This window comes from Enterobacter sp. R4-368 (assembly GCF_000410515.1).
GTDB lineage: Bacteria > Pseudomonadota > Gammaproteobacteria > Enterobacterales > Enterobacteriaceae > Kosakonia.
Genome location: NC_021500.1, coordinates 485,330 through 500,129, shown reverse-complemented (window position 1 = coordinate 500,129; position 14,800 = coordinate 485,330). Strand labels below are relative to the sequence as shown.

Sequence of the window (14,800 nt, the reverse complement as noted above, 5' to 3'; positions counted from 1 at the left end):
GCTGGCACAAAAAGCCTACAGCATATAAGGAAAAGATCAGTTATTTCATCCAGTTAATTTTTATGTTATCAGTATCTGCCTGCATAGCTTACGGCCTGCTTTCTGGCATGCGCCCTACCGAGGCTGATAGATAATGGAACCTCTCGTATATGTTGTCGATGATGATAATGCCGTCAGACGATCAATTGTCCGGCTACTGGCAGCAGAAGGTTACCGCGCCATTGATTTCGCCTCTGCGGAATCTTTTCTCACTCACCCGCTGGTTTCCGTACCCTCTTGTTTGATTCTGGATTTGAATATGCCGGTCGCGGACGGTTTCGATGTCGCCAGCGCGTTAAAAGATCGCGGACGCGAATTGCCGATAATCTTTCTGACCGGTTATGGCACCATTCCGCTGACCGTACGGGCAATGAAAGCCGGGGCGCGTGAGTTCTTAACGAAGCCGGTAGAGTCCGAACGCCTGCTGTCGGCGGTCGCGGACGCGCTGACGGTGGCGGCGCAAGATTTCGAGCAACAACAGGAAAATTTTGCCCTCAAGCAGCGCCACTTATCCCTGACGCCGCGTGAGCAGGAAGTTTTTGAGCTGGCGATCAGTGGCTTGCTTAATAAGCAGATTGCGGCGGAATTGGGTGTCAGCGAAATTACCGTAAAAGTCCATCGCCGCCGGGTGATGGATAAAATGCAGGCCCGCTCGCTGGCGGATCTGGTGCATGCCGCAAGTCACCTGCATATCGCCAAATCCCGCAGCCGCTAATCCGCGGACACCGGCAAGGTAAAGGCAAACACGCTGCCGAATGGTAGCCTCGACTTCGCCGTTAGCTTGCCTTTATGCCGCTCAATAATGGCATAACTGATGGTCAATCCCATGCCCATGCCCTGCGCTTTGGTGGTATAGAACGACTCAAACAGCCGCCCCTGCACTTCTGCACTCATCCCGCTTCCGGTATCCGCAATCTGGCAAATCACCTCTTGCGGGTTCTGTGTCAGCGTTGAAAGCGTTAACACGCGCGGGCGCGAGTCGATATCCGCCATTGCTTCAACGGCATTCATCACCAGGTTAAGCAGCACCTGCTGGATCTGTACGCTATCGCCATAAATAAAGCTGTTATGCGCATCAAGGGCATACTCAACAGCGATCTGCCGCCGCGCCAGCTCGCTGCGGGAAAGCGTCATGATATGGCGCAGTAAGAAATGCAGATCGATACGCTCGAACACCGGCTCCTGCCTGCGCGTCAGCGATTGCAGGCTACGGATCACCTCTCCGGCGCGCTGCCCTTCGCTGATAATCTCCTCCAGACCAACGCGCACATTATCGACCGGGATCGGTGAGCGATTAAGCCAGCGCAGGCTGGCACCGGCGTTAGAGACAATCGACATTAGCGGCTGGTTAATTTCATGGGCAATCGATGAGGTTAACTGCCCGACGGTGGTGGCGCGCGACACCCGCGCCAGCTCGGCCTGAGCGACGCGCGCGGCATCTTCGCTCTGCCGCTGGGCGGTAATATCGGTAATGGTGCCAAAATATTCATGCACCTCATCACCGGAAGAGACCGGATCGCCGATGCCGAGGATATACCGGCACTCGCCATCGGTGCGGATAATGCGAAACTCCGCCTGCATGGTGAGCCCCTGCGCGACACTGCGGGTGACCAGCGCGCTGATATGCGGATGATCGTCCGGGTGAACAAAGGTTAAAAACTCGGCCATGGAGATCAGTTTGCGCTTCTCGTCCAGCCCGAGGATGCGCGCATACTCATCCGACATATGCATCAAATCCTGTTCCAGCTCCCAGCGCCAGGTTCCGGTGTGGCTGATTTGTTCGCCCAGCATCAGCGAGGTCTGGCTGGCGCGCAGCTCCTTTTCGACGCGCCGACGCTGCATGTTCTCTTCCACCAGCTTGGCATACAGCCGCGCGGTCTCCAGCGACACCGCAGCATGTGCGCCAAGCAGGTTCACGACGCGAGACTGGCCTGCGGTAAACATCTCCGGCATCAGGCGGTTTTCCAGATATAACACTCCCACCAGCCGCGCCTGTTTGAACATTGGCACACACATTACCGCCGCCCCGGAAGAGACAAGATACGGATCCTGGCTAAACGGGCTGTACTCTTCCGGCCGGCCGGTGCGGATCTCTTGTCCGGTGCGGATCACGGCCGCCAGCACCGATAACGGCATATCTGTCGCCAGCGGCATCTCTTTGATCACCCGCACCAGTACGCCCTCTTTACTGGTGTGTGCGCTGGCTTCGATTTCCGGAATGTTGTCATCAAGTACGCGAATCAGTAAGCCGCGCTGCGCACCGGCACGCTCCAGCAACATGGTCATCAGGATCTGAATCAACCGTTCGAGGTTGATCTCCTCTGATAAGGCGCGGGAGGCTTTGATGATACTTTGCAGATCGCGGATTTCATCGTTCTGCGCAAAGGAGATGGTGTCATAGGGGGTACTTTCCACGGGCGTGAAAAGATGGGGATGCTCCTGCTGCAAATGGCGGACTTTGGCCTGCGCCCCGACGCGTCCCCAGGCGGCCATCGCGCCGCGAAAATACGCGTCGGCTGCGGTCTGGTATCCACAGGAGAGCGCAAAACGCCCCGCCAGTTCATGCGCCAGCGCATTGCTGGGGTTAAAACCGGCTTCGCGGGACAGCGTAATCGCCTTCTCATACTGTTCGAGCGCGATGCTGTTCATGCCGTCTAGGCGTACGATTTCTGCGTAAACCAGCGCTTCTTTATCGCTGAAGGTTCCCGGATTGACGCGCGCCCAGCGGGCGATTTTATTGTAGTGCTGGTTCAGCCGCAGGCGGTGCTCAGCGGAAAACGTCTCTGGCGTTAACTGCATCGACAGCGCAAGTGCGCTGTAAAGGTGATAATCCAGCAGACTGATATGCCCCGGTGCGGACCAGGCATGTTTCCCCGCCTCTTTCAGACACGATTCCGCGCGGGAACAGGCCCCGGTGAAAAAGTGCGCCATTCCGCGATAGAGCCAGAACCAGAACAGCATGGTGGCAGGCGGCGTCGGGGGCAGCAGCGATCGGGGGAGGATCGCTTTGCCGCTTAACATGCTATCCGGCTGTCGCAGATACTCGACAAAGTGACGTTGTAACAGCAGCAGGTGATCCATGTCCGAATACTGGGTTTCACGAATAAAAGCCAGACCGCGATCGATATGGCCTAATACCGTGTCGAGGTGATCGCCGCGACTCATGGCGTTGATCACCTGGCGAAAAGCGGCAAAACAGGCAATGGTCAGATCGCCATGCGCAACGGCCGCGGTAAAGCAGGCGTTAGCGCATTCCACGCTTCGTGATAGCGGTTGTGTCCAGACACAGCTACGCCCGAGCGGCACCAGGGCTTTCGCGGCAAATTCATGTAAACCGTGGCGCGTCACCAGCTCCTGCGCCAGAACGCTGTAACGGTAGCCCAGTTCATACTCTTCATAGCGTTCACCGAGCAGTACACCAAACCAGGCCAGTGCCGAGGTGGATGCGCCGGTCAGCCCACGTTCGAGCGTCAGTTGTAGCATTTGGCACAGCAACAGGAAATGCAGGCGCGGGCAATTAAAGCTGGCATACAAACTGGCGCTCGCCAGCAGGTTCATCAGCGCGTCGGTTTCCTGATGATTCATGCGCGGCAGCGCAGTAAACAGATGCGCGGGATTATCTCCAACACGCGCATGCATCTCCTGCCACGCGTGATCACAGGCTGCATCGTCAGGATAACGGCTGAGGTGAATGCCAAACACGGTCAACCAACAGAGCGTTGTTTCCAGCGCCAGCTGATAACCGGACTGGCGAATATGCACTTCTGCCAGCAATGTCGCGGCCTGCGCTTTTTCCGTGAGCCCGCCAGGCGAGGCCAGTAACCGTTCGCACAGTCCGCGCGCGGTTGACAGGTTACCGAGCAAAAACTCACAGGCGGTCTCCTCCAGCGACAGCGCAAAGTCATGCCCTGTCCCGGTGCGAAGCCACTGCGCGAGATGTAAATAGCTCAGGGCCGACGTGTAGTCGCCGGTATGTTTTGCCCGTCTGGCGGCAAGCAGGCTAAGTTCACTGAAGTGCTGGCGTTGCGGCGGCAAAATGTCGTCGGCCGCGGCATTAATGTGGTGAATTGCGCGAAACAGCAGCTCATTGCCCGGGGCTTCGGCTGCCGTTTGCGCCAGAAGCGTGGCCGTGGCCAGATGCAACTGGCGGCAATATGCAGGTTCCAGCAGCGCGCAGGCCGCTTCGTGAATGCGCTCATGGGTAAAGGTGTACGCGGCGGCGTTAAGCGTGACCAGTTGTACCGTAAGCGCAGGATGCAGACGGTAATGCACCTCGCTGGCAGAAAGGTTCAGCACACGGCTTATTAACGTGATATCCCCCGCGCTGCCAAGACAGGCCATGCTCCCGAGCAGGATGCGCGTTTCAGGCGGCATTTGCGCCAGCTGCTGGAGCAGCAAATCGGGGACGTTTTCGCGGTGGTAGCGGGTGCTAATCGCCGCCAGGTCATACTGCCATTTGCCCTGGTAACTGTTATGGCTCACCAGACCGTCTTCGGTAATGCGCTTAAAGAACTCATGGACGAACAGCGGATTGCCGCCGGTTTTTTCATGGATCAGTTTTGCCAGCTCAAGGGTGGATGCCGGGCGCGTCTGAAAAACGGTCGCCAGCCAGCGCGAGATTGCTTTCGCCGAACGCGGTTGCGGCACACACTCAATTACCCGGCTGGCGGCGCTACGCAAGCGGGCCAGCGCGGTGGCAAAAGCCGGATCGTCTAACGAGGCTACGTCGCGGTGTGAAACCACCATCAGCAGCGGCAAGGCATGGCTGTGCTGTAACAGGTATTCCAGTAAATGCAGGCTGGCGTCATCGATCCAGTGCAGGTTATCGATAAGGATAATCAGCGGGCAACCCGGAGTGGCAAAGACATTCACCAGCCGCAGCACCATGTGGTTGAAGCGCGCGCGTGAATCGAGTGACAAAGTGTCGACAAACAGCACGGGTTTACTGTTAATCAGCAGACCCAGCTCCGGCGCGAGGCTCACCGCCAGCGCTTCATAACCGGTGAGCGCACTGCTGAGCCGCGTCTTCCAGCGCGCCACTTCCTCAGCGGGTAACCCCAGTAAATGCAGCGCCAGCGAGCGGAAAGCGGCCGTCAGCACACCCAGCGGCAGAATCGACGAGTTTTGTTCCACCTTCCCGAGCGCGATAAGCGACGGGCGACTCTGAAAGGCCTTTAACGACGAGGCCATCAGCGACGATTTCCCCATCCCGACAGGACCGCTGATGGTGACCAGCGTTTGCGTACCGCTTTGCACAACCGCGTCCAGCGCGTCTGCCAGCGATTTGGCCTGCGGATGGGCGCGATACAATGTGTTAGCAAAATGCAGCGCCGGTGAGCGATCCTGCAGACCTGGCGTAAAGGCGGCTATCTCGCCATCGGGCGTTAATGTCGCCTGGCAGCGGCGCAAATCCGCCATCAACCCATCGACCGTCTGGTAACGTTTTTCCGGCGACTTTGCCAGCAGCTTCAGCACAATGGTGGAGAGCATCTCCGGCACCCCGTCGCGCAGGCTATGCGGCGGCGAAGGTTCAGAGGCGATGTGGTGCAACACCCATTCCGCCTGCCCGCCTTCGCTGAGATCGAACGGCAATGTGCCGGTCAACAGCTCATAAAAGACAATCCCCAGACTGTAGAGATCGCTGCGGTTGTCCACGGCGTGGTGGGTGCGCGTGGTGTGCTCCGGTGACATATAGGCCAGCGTACCGCCGGAGAGCGGCAGCCAGTTCTGCGCCGGTTCCCCGACGGTACTGGTCGTCAGTCCAAACCCGCCCAACCGGCAGCCTTCATCGGTGAGAAAAATATTGCCGGGTTTAATATCGCCATGGATCAGGTTGCTCTGGTGCATCTGGCGCAGCGGCGTGCAGATGCGCAGGGTCAGTTCAAGCCAGCTGGCGATACACGCCATCGGCTGGGTGATCATGCGGGTGAGCGGTTTAAAGGCAAATGTAGGGTAAACCAGCGCAACGCGGCCGTGATACTGCGTGCTGGCCACCGGTTTTACCGCCCAACGGCTATCTAGCTGCTGGCGCAGCGCTAATTCGTTGTTCAGCAACTGGCTGGCGCGCGGCTCGGCATCGTCGCTTACCGCCGTGGCGAGAATAAACGCATCACTCGCCCACGGGTAGTGGGCATTCATCCAGACAATGCCGCCCTCCTGCGCCAGCGGCGTGTAGATAGCATCATCCTGCAGCGTAAACGGTTGGTTTTCGGCCAGCATCGGCGGCCAGGGGGGAGATTTTGCGTTTCCGGTCATGGTGTCTCTTCACCTCCCGCCAGCGTGCGCGAAATATGATCAAGCAGCATGTCGATATCGATCGGTTTATGCAAAAAAGCAACGGCACCGGGTTGCCCCGCGAACCGTTGCCAGGTTTCATCGTCGTGACCGGAAATAAATATCAGCGGCGGCGGGCACGGGCTACATTGCAGTTTCTCGTACAGCGCCGCCCCGCTCATGCCTTTAAGTTTAATATCGGCAATCACCAGTGCGGTTTGCCGCTGCGCGCTACCATCGTTGAGGAAGGCCTCGGCGGACGCGAAGGTCAGCGTGGCGTACCCCGCCGATTGCAGCAAATTGCTTAACCCGCTACGCACGGACGGTTCATCATCAACAATGGCAATACGCAGGGTGTGCGTCATGGTTATCCTCGGGGCATTAATCCCGGCGCGGCGGTGCGTCCGGCGGTTCAGGTTGCGGCGTACCGCTAATCTTTGGCACACACTCATGGCGAAACCATGCCATGGTTAACGGTTGCCGGGCAAGTAACCGACGGGTAATCGGAACCAGTTGCTCTCCCACCAGCATGCCGAATAACCCCAGTAAGGCAATCACCGGCGGTGCGGGGGAACACGTCCCCAGTAAAGCATAAATCCCCCCGGCCAGAAGACCGACCAGGAGGGAAAGGATCCAGGATTTCATAGGCTCACCCCGCCGCAGCGTGTGTGATCAGTGCGCTGACGAGCTGTTCGCCCATCAACATGCCAAGCAACCCGACCAGCGCAATCGCCGGTGGCGCAGGCGATCGCACCTTCAGCAAGGCGTACATCACGCCAATCAGCACGCCTGCGGCGAAAGAGACAAGTCCGACACTCATGGCATTCTCCTGCCGTTTAAAGGCTGACCGGCGTACACCGGCCAGCAAGAGACTTATTTCGCCGGAACCGGTGCCAGCGTGCGATGACCCGCTTTCGCGCGTGAAGGCGCTTTGTGCACCATGGTGTAGGCATAATCGACGCCCATGCCGTATGCGCCGGAATGCTCTTTCACAATATTCATGACCGCGTCGTACGTTTCGCGGTGCGCCCAGTCACGCTGCCACTCCAGCATCACTTGCTGCCAGGTCACTGGGATCACGCCTGCCTGGATCATGCGCTGCATGGCGTAATCATGCGCCTCTTTCGAGGTGCCGCCGGAGGCATCTGCCACCATATAGATTTCGTAGTCGCCTTCCAGCATGGCGCACAGGGCGAAAGTGTTGTTGCACACTTCGGTCCACAAGCCGGACACCACCACTTTACGTTTGCCGTTGGCCGCCAGCGCATCACGCACTTTCTGGTCATCCCAGGAGTTCATTGAGGTACGTTCCAGAATATCTTTCTCCGGGAACACATCCAGCAGTTCAGGATAGGTGTTGCCGGAGAAACTTTCGGTCTCGACGGTAGTGAAGATGGTCGGAATATTGAACACTTTGGCGGCTTTCGCCAGCGCGACGGTGTTGTTTTTCAGCACCTGGCGGTCAATAGACTGCACGCCAAACGCCATCTGCGGCTGGTGATCGATAAAGATTAACTGACAGTTTGCCGGGGTCAGAACTTCAAGTTTCGCGGTAGTCATACAAGCATCCTTAGAGGTTAAAGTGAGGAGTGTTACGTTCAGACAGCAACTCACGCGCCATCGCTATCGTTGGCTGTATGTTAGGTATCCCTCCCCGGCATAACTATTATCTGAAGGTATAACTATCCTTTCGTATACCTATACGTTCGTATAACTGTTCATTCTTTCCCAACGCTTAGCATAATCCGCCCAGACGCTTATCCGGCCCATGAGGCCGCCAGACTGGAGGAAGTATGGATTCGCTCGTACATGCAGAACTGATATTGCTTAATGGTCAGTTTCATACGGTTGATCGGGAAAACCCGCTCGCCGATGCCGTGGCTATCCGCGACGGAAAATTTGTCCAGGTGGGGACCGAAGCCGAGGTGATGGCTTACCGTGGTGAACGCACAAAAGTGGTGGATCTGAAAGGCCATACGGCGATCCCGGGGCTGAATGACTCGCACCTGCACCTGATCCGCGGCGGGCTTAATTACAACCTGGAGCTGCGCTGGGAAGGTGTGCCGTCGCTGGCGGATGCCCTGCGTATGCTGAAAGAACAGGCGCTGCGCACGCCGTCTCCGCAGTGGGTACGCGTGGTGGGCGGCTGGACAGAGTTCCAGTTCGCCGAACGCCGTATGCCGACGCTGGACGAAATTAACGAGGCCGCGCCGGATACGCCGGTGTTTATCCTGCATCTGTACGATCGCGCCCTGCTCAACCGCGCGGCGCTGAATGTGGTGGGCTACACCAAAGACACGCCTAACCCGCCGGGCGGCGAAATTCAGCGCGACAGCAATGGCAATCCGACCGGGATGCTGATTGCGCGGCCAAACGCGATGATCCTCTACGCCACGCTGGCGAAAGGGCCAAAACTGCCGCTGGAGCAGCAGGTCAACTCCACGCGCCAGTTTATGCGTGAGCTGAATCGTCTGGGGCTGACCAGCGCTATTGACGCGGGCGGTGGTTTCCAGAACTACCCGGAAGATTACGAAGTGATCGCCGAACTGCACAGCAAACAGCAGATGACCATTCGCATCGCCTATAACCTGTTTACCCAGCGTCCGGGGCATGAGCTGGAAGATTTCGAAAAATGGACCGATATGTTAACGCCGGGCCAGGGCAGCGACTTTTTCCGCCACAACGGTGCCGGTGAAATGCTGGTCTTTTCCGCCGCCGATTTTGAAGATTTCCTTGAGCCGCGCCCGGATCTGGCGCCCGGTATGGAAGAGGAACTGGAGCGCGTGGTGCGCCATCTGGTTGAGCACCGCTGGCCGTTCCGCCTGCACGCCACCTATAACGAATCGATCAGCCGCATGCTGGATGTATTCGAAAAAGTGAACCGCGACATTCCGTTTAACGGTCTGCACTGGTTCTTTGACCATGCGGAAACCATCACCGAAGCCAATATTGAGCGGGTAAAAGCGCTCGGCGGCGGGATTGCGGTTCAGCATCGCATGGCCTTCCAGGGCGAATATTTCGCCGAACGCTACGGTTCGCAGGCCACCAAACAGACGCCGCCGGTGGCGAAAATGCTGGAAGCCGGGTTGCCGGTTGGTCTGGGCACCGACGCCACGCGCGTTGCCAGCTACAACCCGTGGACGGCACTCTACTGGCTGGTTTCCGGGCGCACGGTTGGCGGCATGCAAATGTACGACCACAGCGCGCGTCTCGATCGCGATACCGCCCTGCTGCTCTGGACGCAAGGCAGCGCCTGGTTCTCCAGCGAACAGGGGAAAAAAGGCCAGATTAAAGTCGGTCAACTGGCCGATCTCGCTATCCTCAGCAAGGACTACTTCCGCGTACCTGAGGAGGAGATCAAAGGGATTGAATCGGTGCTGACGGTGGTCGGCGGTGAGATTGTTTATGCCGCTGGCGCGTTTGGTCCGCTGGCACCGCCGGCGATCCCGGTACTGCCAGACTGGTCGCCGGTGGTGAAGGTCCCTGGTCATTATCGCAGTGCGCCGCCGCAGGCCGCTCGCGTAGGTCAGGCGTCGGGCGTACACCACTGCTCTGGTCCGTGTGGCGTACATATCCATCAACACGATGTTGCACGCGGTGCCGCCATGCCGGTTTCCGATGAGAACGCCTTCTGGGGCGCGCTCGGTTGCAGCTGCTTTGCGTTCTGACATCATGAAAACATCCTCTTTCTCAGCTGTTTCGCCCCGCGTTGATGCGGGGCTGTTCTTCCTGCGCCTGACCGGCAGCCTGCTGTTGCTGTATGTGCATGGCCTGCCGAAGGTGCTGCATTTCAGTAACGAACTGGCGCATATCGAAGATCCGTTTGGTCTCGGCCCGTGGATGAGTCTGCTGCCAGCGATTTTCGCCGAAGTGGTTTGCCCGCTGCTGATCATCGCCGGTGTCGCCACACGGCTGGCCTGTATCCCGATCATCGTGGTGCTGCTGGTCGCGATGCTGGTCGTGCATGCAGACTGGTCGCTGGCCGAGGGGCAATTCGGCTGGTTGTTGCTGATTATCTTCACCACCTTGCTGTTAACCGGGCCGGGAAGCTGGCGGCTGCGCGTGGCGGCGAAAGGAGCACTGGCATGACGCAACAAAACGAACTGCACGCAGCGGTGACAGTGTCACCTGATATCAACGCTGCCCCAGCCGCTTCTGCCTGGCAGCCGCTGCGCCAGCGCGTTTTTCGCACGCTATGGATAGCGACAGTGGTATCCAATGTCGGCTCATGGATGAGCGACATCGGGGTGAACTGGACAATGCTCTCGCTGAGCGCCGATCCGCTGGCGGTCGCGCTGGTGCAGGCGGCCAGCAGCCTGCCGATGTTCCTGTTTGTACTGCCTGCGGGGGTACTGGCGGATATCGTTGAACGGCGCAAAATCCTGCTCTTTTCGCAAGCCTGGACGTTCTGCGCGGCAGCCGGTCTGGCGCTGCTGTCGTTTACCGGCAATGTCACGCCGGAAGTGCTGCTGGCGGCGACGTTTTTACTCAGTACTGGCGCGGCGCTTAGCTCACCGGCTTTCCAGGCGGTGGTGCCGGATCTGGTTGAAAAACGCGAACTGAGTCCGGCGATTGCCCTTAATTCGCTGGGCATCAATATCAGCCGCGCGATTGGTCCGGCGCTGGGCGGGCTGCTGCTCTCTTTCGCCGGTCCGTGGATGGTGTTCTTCCTGAACGCCCTGTCGGTGCTGGGCGTGGCGTTTGTGCTCTATCGCTGGCAGCCGCAGGTGACCATTCAGCGTCTGCCGCCGGAACACTTCTTTACCGCCATTCGCGGAGGGCTGCGCTATGTTCACGCCGCGCCGGTGCTGCGCAATGTGCTGGCGCGTACGGTGGCGTTTTTCCTGTTTGGTAGCGCCGGATGGGCAATGCTGCCGCTGGTGGCGCGACGCGAGCTGGGTCTCGGCCCTGGCGGTTACGGCATCATGCTGGCCTGTATCGGGTCCGGCGCGATTTGTGGCGCGATGCTGCTGCCAAAACTGCGCAAGCGGCTGAATGCCGACCAGATGATGGTGGCCGCCAGTTTGCTGTTTGCCGTCACCATGGTGGCGCTGGCGTTTATTCGCCATGTCTGGCTGCTCAACGCCTTTGAGTTTTTTACCGGCTTCGCGTGGATTGCCGTGCTCTCGACGCTGAACGTCGGCGCACAGCGCAGCGCGGCCCGCTGGGTAAAAGCGCGCGCGCTGGCGGTCTATCTGACCGTGTTTTTCGGCTCAATGACGGTCGGCAGCGCCATCTGGGGCAAGCTGGCGTCAGAGTTCAGCGTGACGTGGGCACTTTGTGCCGCCACGCTGGGGATGGTGCTGGGAACTGCTACAGTTTTACGCTGGCGGCTGGAAAAAGACGCCGCGCTGGATCTCGACATGATTGATCCGGCGGGCTTCGCGACCGAAACCGACATTCCGCATGAACGCGGGCCGGTGATGGTCAGTTGCGAATATCGGGTCTCCCCGCAAGATGCGCATGATTTTGTCTGTGCGATGCAGGAGATGCGCCGCGTGCGCAGGCGTACCGGCGCGATGGGCTGGGCGGTGTATGAAGATGCCCACCATGCTGGCCTGTTTGTTGAAACCTGGGTGATGGGATCGTGGATCGAGCATTTGCGCCAGCATGAACGTCACACGGTCAATGACAAACTGATTAGAGAGCGCGTGCTGGCCTTTCATCAGGGCGACGAGCCGCCGGTGGTCCGGCATCTGGTCGCGCCCGCGCAACGATAAGCGTTATGCAGTTAAAAACCACAACACAACAATGAGGTAAACACATGAGCACAATCAAAACGCAGGATGGTACTCAGATCTATTACAAAGACTGGGGTGCGGGTAAGCCGGTTCTCTTCAGCCATGGCTGGCCGTTAGATGGCGATATGTGGGACAGCCAGCTGAATTTTCTTGCTGAACGCGGCTACCGTGTGATTGCGTTCGACCGTCGCGGTTTTGGTCGCTCCGATCAGCCGTGGAATGGCTACAACTACGATACTTTTGCTTCCGATATTAACGATCTGATCACCGCGCTGGATCTGCACGATGTGACGCTGGTTGGCTTCTCGATGGGCGGCGGTGACGTCACCCGTTATATCGGCCGCTACGGTAGCGCGCGTGTCGCCGGTCTGGTACTGCTCGGCGCGGTGACGCCGATTTTTGGCAAAACCGACGATCACCCGCAGGGCGTTGATAAAAGCGTATTCGACGGGATTCAGGCCGGTCTGCTGAAAGATCGCGCGCAGTTTATCAGTGATTTCGCTACGCCGTTTTATGGCCTGAACGCCGGGCAGAAAGTCTCTGACGGCGTGCTGACGCAAACGCTGAATATCGCCCTGCTGGCGTCGCTGAAAGGCACGCTTGACTGCGTTACCGCGTTTGCGGAAACAGATTTCCGCCCGGATGTGGCGAAAGTGGATGTGCCGACGCTGGTTATTCACGGCAGTAACGACCAGATCGTGCCGTTTGAAGCGACCGGTAAATTATCGGCTGAACTGATTAAAGGCGCGGAACTGAAAGTCTATGAAAATGGCCCGCACGGCTTTGCAGTCACGCATCAGGATCAGTTGAACGCCGATCTGCTGGCGTTCCTCAACAAACTGTAATTACCCCTGATATTGCACTCGCCCGGTACGCCATGCGCACCGGGCTTTTTTATCACTTCTTATGGAACAACTGGCTGGCGGTATCGCTCAGCACCTGAACTGCACCGCGATCCCCTTTCACCATTGACGCCATAAACGCTTTCGCCTGTTTGAAGGTGATGTGCGGCGGTAATGGCGCAACTTCCGGATCGGTCTTCACCTCCAGCACCACCGGGCGATCCGCCTGCAACGCCTGTTGCCAGGCGGCGGATAAGGCCTCGGGCGTATCGACAAAAATACCCTCCAGCCCCAGCGTGCGGGCAAATTCCGCATAATGCACATCCGGTAGTTGCTGCGTTGCTTCAAAACGGGGATCGCCCTCCATTACCCGCTGCTCCCAGGTGACCTGGTTGAGATCCTGGTTATTGAATACGCAAATGATTAAGCGGGGATCCTGCCACTGTTGCCAGTATTTCTGAATGGTGATCAGTTCGGCCATATTGTTCATTTGCATGGCGCCATCGCCCACCAGCGCCACCACGGGTTTTTCCGGCGTGGCAAATTTCGCGGCAATGGCGTACGGCACTGCGGCACCCATACAGGCCAGCCCGCCGGAAAGCGAGGCGCGCTGCCCCTGCTTAACGCGGTAGTCGCGGGCGAACCAGTTCGCACAGGAACCGGAGTCAGAGGTGACAATCGCATTCTCCGGCAGCAGCGGAGACATCTCCCAGACCACGCGTTGCGGGTTGACCGGTTTTGCCGGCGCCATGGCGCGCTGCTCCATCAGTTGCCACCAGTCGCGCACCTGACGGGCAATCTCTTCCTGCCAGCTACGGTCGTTTTTGTGCGTCAGCAACGGAAGCAATGCGCGCAGGGTTTCGGCTGCATCCCCGTGCAAATTGACTTCGCAGGGGTAGCGCAGGCCAAGCATTGCCGGGTCAATATTGATCTGTACCGCGCGCGCGTTGCCCTCCGGCGGCAGAAATTCCGTCCACGGAAAACCGCTCCCGATCATCAATAACGTGTCGCACTCCTGCATCAGTTTCCACGATGGTTCCGTGCCCAGCAGGCCAATGGCGCCGGTGACGAACGGCGCATCATCAGGCAGCACATCCTTGCCGAGCAGGGCTTTTGCCACGCCTGCGCCCAGTAAATTTGCCGCCTGCACCACTTCCACCGCCGCGTTACGCGCGCCCGCGCCAATCAGTATCGCCACCTTTTTCCCGGCGTTGAGTACCTCTGCCGCCCGTTGCAGGTCGGCATCGTGTGGGATGACGCGCGGTCGCTGGTAACCCGAACCTGAATGGGTAAATCCGTGCGCGTGCCGGGGCGGTTGCCAGGCTTCGTCCTGTACATCTTTGGGGATGATCACCACGCCAACGCCGTTTTGCGCCATGGCCACACGAACGCCGCGATCGACCAGATGCCGGACTTGCGCGGGCGATGCCGCTTCCTGCACGAAGTTGGCGACATCGGCGAAAACGCGATCCAGGTTCATCTCCTGTTGGTAACTGGCACCGCGCGCGGTGGTTTCTGCCTGCCCGGTGATGGCCAGCACCGGTGCGTGATCCATTTTGGCGTCATACAAGCCGGTGAGCAGATGCGTGGCACCCGGGCCGCCCGTCGATAAGCAGACCCCCAGTTCACCGGTAAACTTCGCGTGACCGACCGCCATAAACGCGGCCATCTCTTCATGGCGAACCTGGATAAATTCAATCCCGTCGCCCGCTTTATTAGCGCGCTGGATGGCGCCCAGCACACCGTTGATGCCATCGCCTGGATAACCGTAAATGCGAGTCACGCCCCATTCTTTCAGACGCTGAACAAAGAAATCACTGGTTTTCATGCTCACTGTACTTTCTCCTTGCGAATTGGTAACAGTCTTTAAGGGTAGACGACGCTCGCCGCTGACCAACCTGTTAT

The 14,800-nt window shown here is 58.6% G+C and carries 11 protein-coding genes; 5 read left to right on the top strand and 6 right to left on the bottom strand.

The features are described from left to right. The first annotated feature begins 133 nt into the window (after positions 1–133). The gene (locus H650_RS02290; RefSeq protein WP_016496086.1) at positions 134–754 is read left to right on the top strand and encodes a response regulator transcription factor; all 621 of its coding nucleotides are present in this window, start codon (positions 134–136) and stop codon (positions 752–754) included. Here the strand turns inward: H650_RS02290 and H650_RS02285 are convergent. The 5 genes from H650_RS02285 to H650_RS02270 are packed head-to-tail and all read right to left on the bottom strand — an operon-like array spanning position 751 to position 7,872. Then, positions 751–6,294 carry a trifunctional serine/threonine-protein kinase/ATP-binding protein/sensor histidine kinase gene (locus H650_RS02285; RefSeq protein ID WP_016496085.1) on the bottom strand — a complete coding sequence of 1,848 codons (5,544 nt, stop codon included), beginning with the start codon at positions 6,292–6,294 and terminating at the stop codon, positions 751–753. The genes H650_RS02290 and H650_RS02285 overlap by 4 nt on opposite strands. After that, a complete protein-coding gene (locus H650_RS02280; protein ID WP_016496084.1) occupies positions 6,291–6,677 on the bottom strand; it encodes a response regulator transcription factor in 387 nt (128 codons plus the stop codon). The genes H650_RS02285 and H650_RS02280 overlap by 4 nt, the downstream gene beginning before the upstream one ends. 16 nt (positions 6,678–6,693) lie before the next feature. Continuing rightward, complete coding sequence (locus H650_RS02275; RefSeq protein WP_016496083.1) at positions 6,694–6,957, bottom strand: DUF1427 family protein; 264 nt, start codon at positions 6,955–6,957, stop codon at positions 6,694–6,696. 4 nt (positions 6,958–6,961) lie between these two features. Then, complete coding sequence (locus tag H650_RS24315; protein WP_016496082.1) at positions 6,962–7,132, bottom strand: DUF1427 family protein; 171 nt, start codon at positions 7,130–7,132, stop codon at positions 6,962–6,964. Between the two features lie 53 nt (positions 7,133–7,185). Beyond that, positions 7,186–7,872, bottom strand: a complete 687-nt coding sequence (locus H650_RS02270) for a hydrolase (RefSeq protein ID WP_016496081.1) — start codon at positions 7,870–7,872, stop codon at positions 7,186–7,188. A 233-nt stretch (positions 7,873–8,105) separates the two neighbouring features. Here H650_RS02270 and H650_RS02265 point away from each other — a divergent pair, with 233 nt between their 5' ends. The 4 genes from H650_RS02265 to H650_RS02250 are packed head-to-tail and all read left to right on the top strand — an operon-like array spanning position 8,106 to position 12,898. After that, positions 8,106–9,980 (top strand): amidohydrolase, encoded by a 1,875-nt coding sequence (locus H650_RS02265; protein WP_016496080.1) that lies wholly within the window; start codon positions 8,106–8,108, stop codon positions 9,978–9,980. Positions 9,981–9,984: 4 nt separating this feature from the next. Beyond that, the gene (locus tag H650_RS02260; RefSeq protein WP_016496079.1) at positions 9,985–10,401 is read left to right on the top strand and encodes a DoxX family protein; all 417 of its coding nucleotides are present in this window, start codon (positions 9,985–9,987) and stop codon (positions 10,399–10,401) included. Further along, positions 10,398–12,032, top strand: a complete 1,635-nt coding sequence (locus H650_RS02255; protein WP_016496078.1) for an MFS transporter — start codon at positions 10,398–10,400, stop codon at positions 12,030–12,032. Before H650_RS02260 ends, H650_RS02255 begins: the two co-directional genes overlap by 4 nt. Before the next feature lie 44 nt (positions 12,033–12,076). Continuing rightward, positions 12,077–12,898 carry an alpha/beta fold hydrolase gene (locus tag H650_RS02250; RefSeq protein WP_016496077.1) on the top strand — a complete coding sequence of 274 codons (822 nt, stop codon included), beginning with the start codon at positions 12,077–12,079 and terminating at the stop codon, positions 12,896–12,898. 52 nt (positions 12,899–12,950) lie between these two features. On the opposite strand, the gene H650_RS02245 is transcribed toward H650_RS02250, so the two are convergent. Beyond that, positions 12,951–14,729 (bottom strand): thiamine pyrophosphate-requiring protein, encoded by a 1,779-nt coding sequence (locus tag H650_RS02245; RefSeq protein ID WP_189660091.1) that lies wholly within the window; start codon positions 14,727–14,729, stop codon positions 12,951–12,953. Between the last annotated feature and the right edge of the window lie 71 nt (positions 14,730–14,800).

Excerpts from the sequence above, each read along its gene's own strand:
- H650_RS02290 (WP_016496086.1), top strand. The coding sequence starts at position 134 with ATGGAACCTCTCGTATATGTTGTCGATGATGATAATGCCGTCAGACGA.
- H650_RS02285 (WP_016496085.1), bottom strand. The coding sequence starts at position 6,294 with ATGACCGGAAACGCAAAATCTCCCCCCTGGCCGCCGATGCTGGCCGAA.
- H650_RS02280 (WP_016496084.1), bottom strand. The coding sequence starts at position 6,677 with ATGACGCACACCCTGCGTATTGCCATTGTTGATGATGAACCGTCCGTG.
- H650_RS02275 (WP_016496083.1), bottom strand. The coding sequence starts at position 6,957 with ATGAAATCCTGGATCCTTTCCCTCCTGGTCGGTCTTCTGGCCGGGGGG.
- H650_RS24315 (WP_016496082.1), bottom strand. The coding sequence starts at position 7,132 with ATGAGTGTCGGACTTGTCTCTTTCGCCGCAGGCGTGCTGATTGGCGTG.
- H650_RS02270 (WP_016496081.1), bottom strand. The coding sequence starts at position 7,872 with ATGACTACCGCGAAACTTGAAGTTCTGACCCCGGCAAACTGTCAGTTA.
- H650_RS02265 (WP_016496080.1), top strand. The coding sequence starts at position 8,106 with ATGGATTCGCTCGTACATGCAGAACTGATATTGCTTAATGGTCAGTTT.
- H650_RS02260 (WP_016496079.1), top strand. The coding sequence starts at position 9,985 with ATGAAAACATCCTCTTTCTCAGCTGTTTCGCCCCGCGTTGATGCGGGG.
- H650_RS02255 (WP_016496078.1), top strand. The coding sequence starts at position 10,398 with ATGACGCAACAAAACGAACTGCACGCAGCGGTGACAGTGTCACCTGAT.
- H650_RS02250 (WP_016496077.1), top strand. The coding sequence starts at position 12,077 with ATGAGCACAATCAAAACGCAGGATGGTACTCAGATCTATTACAAAGAC.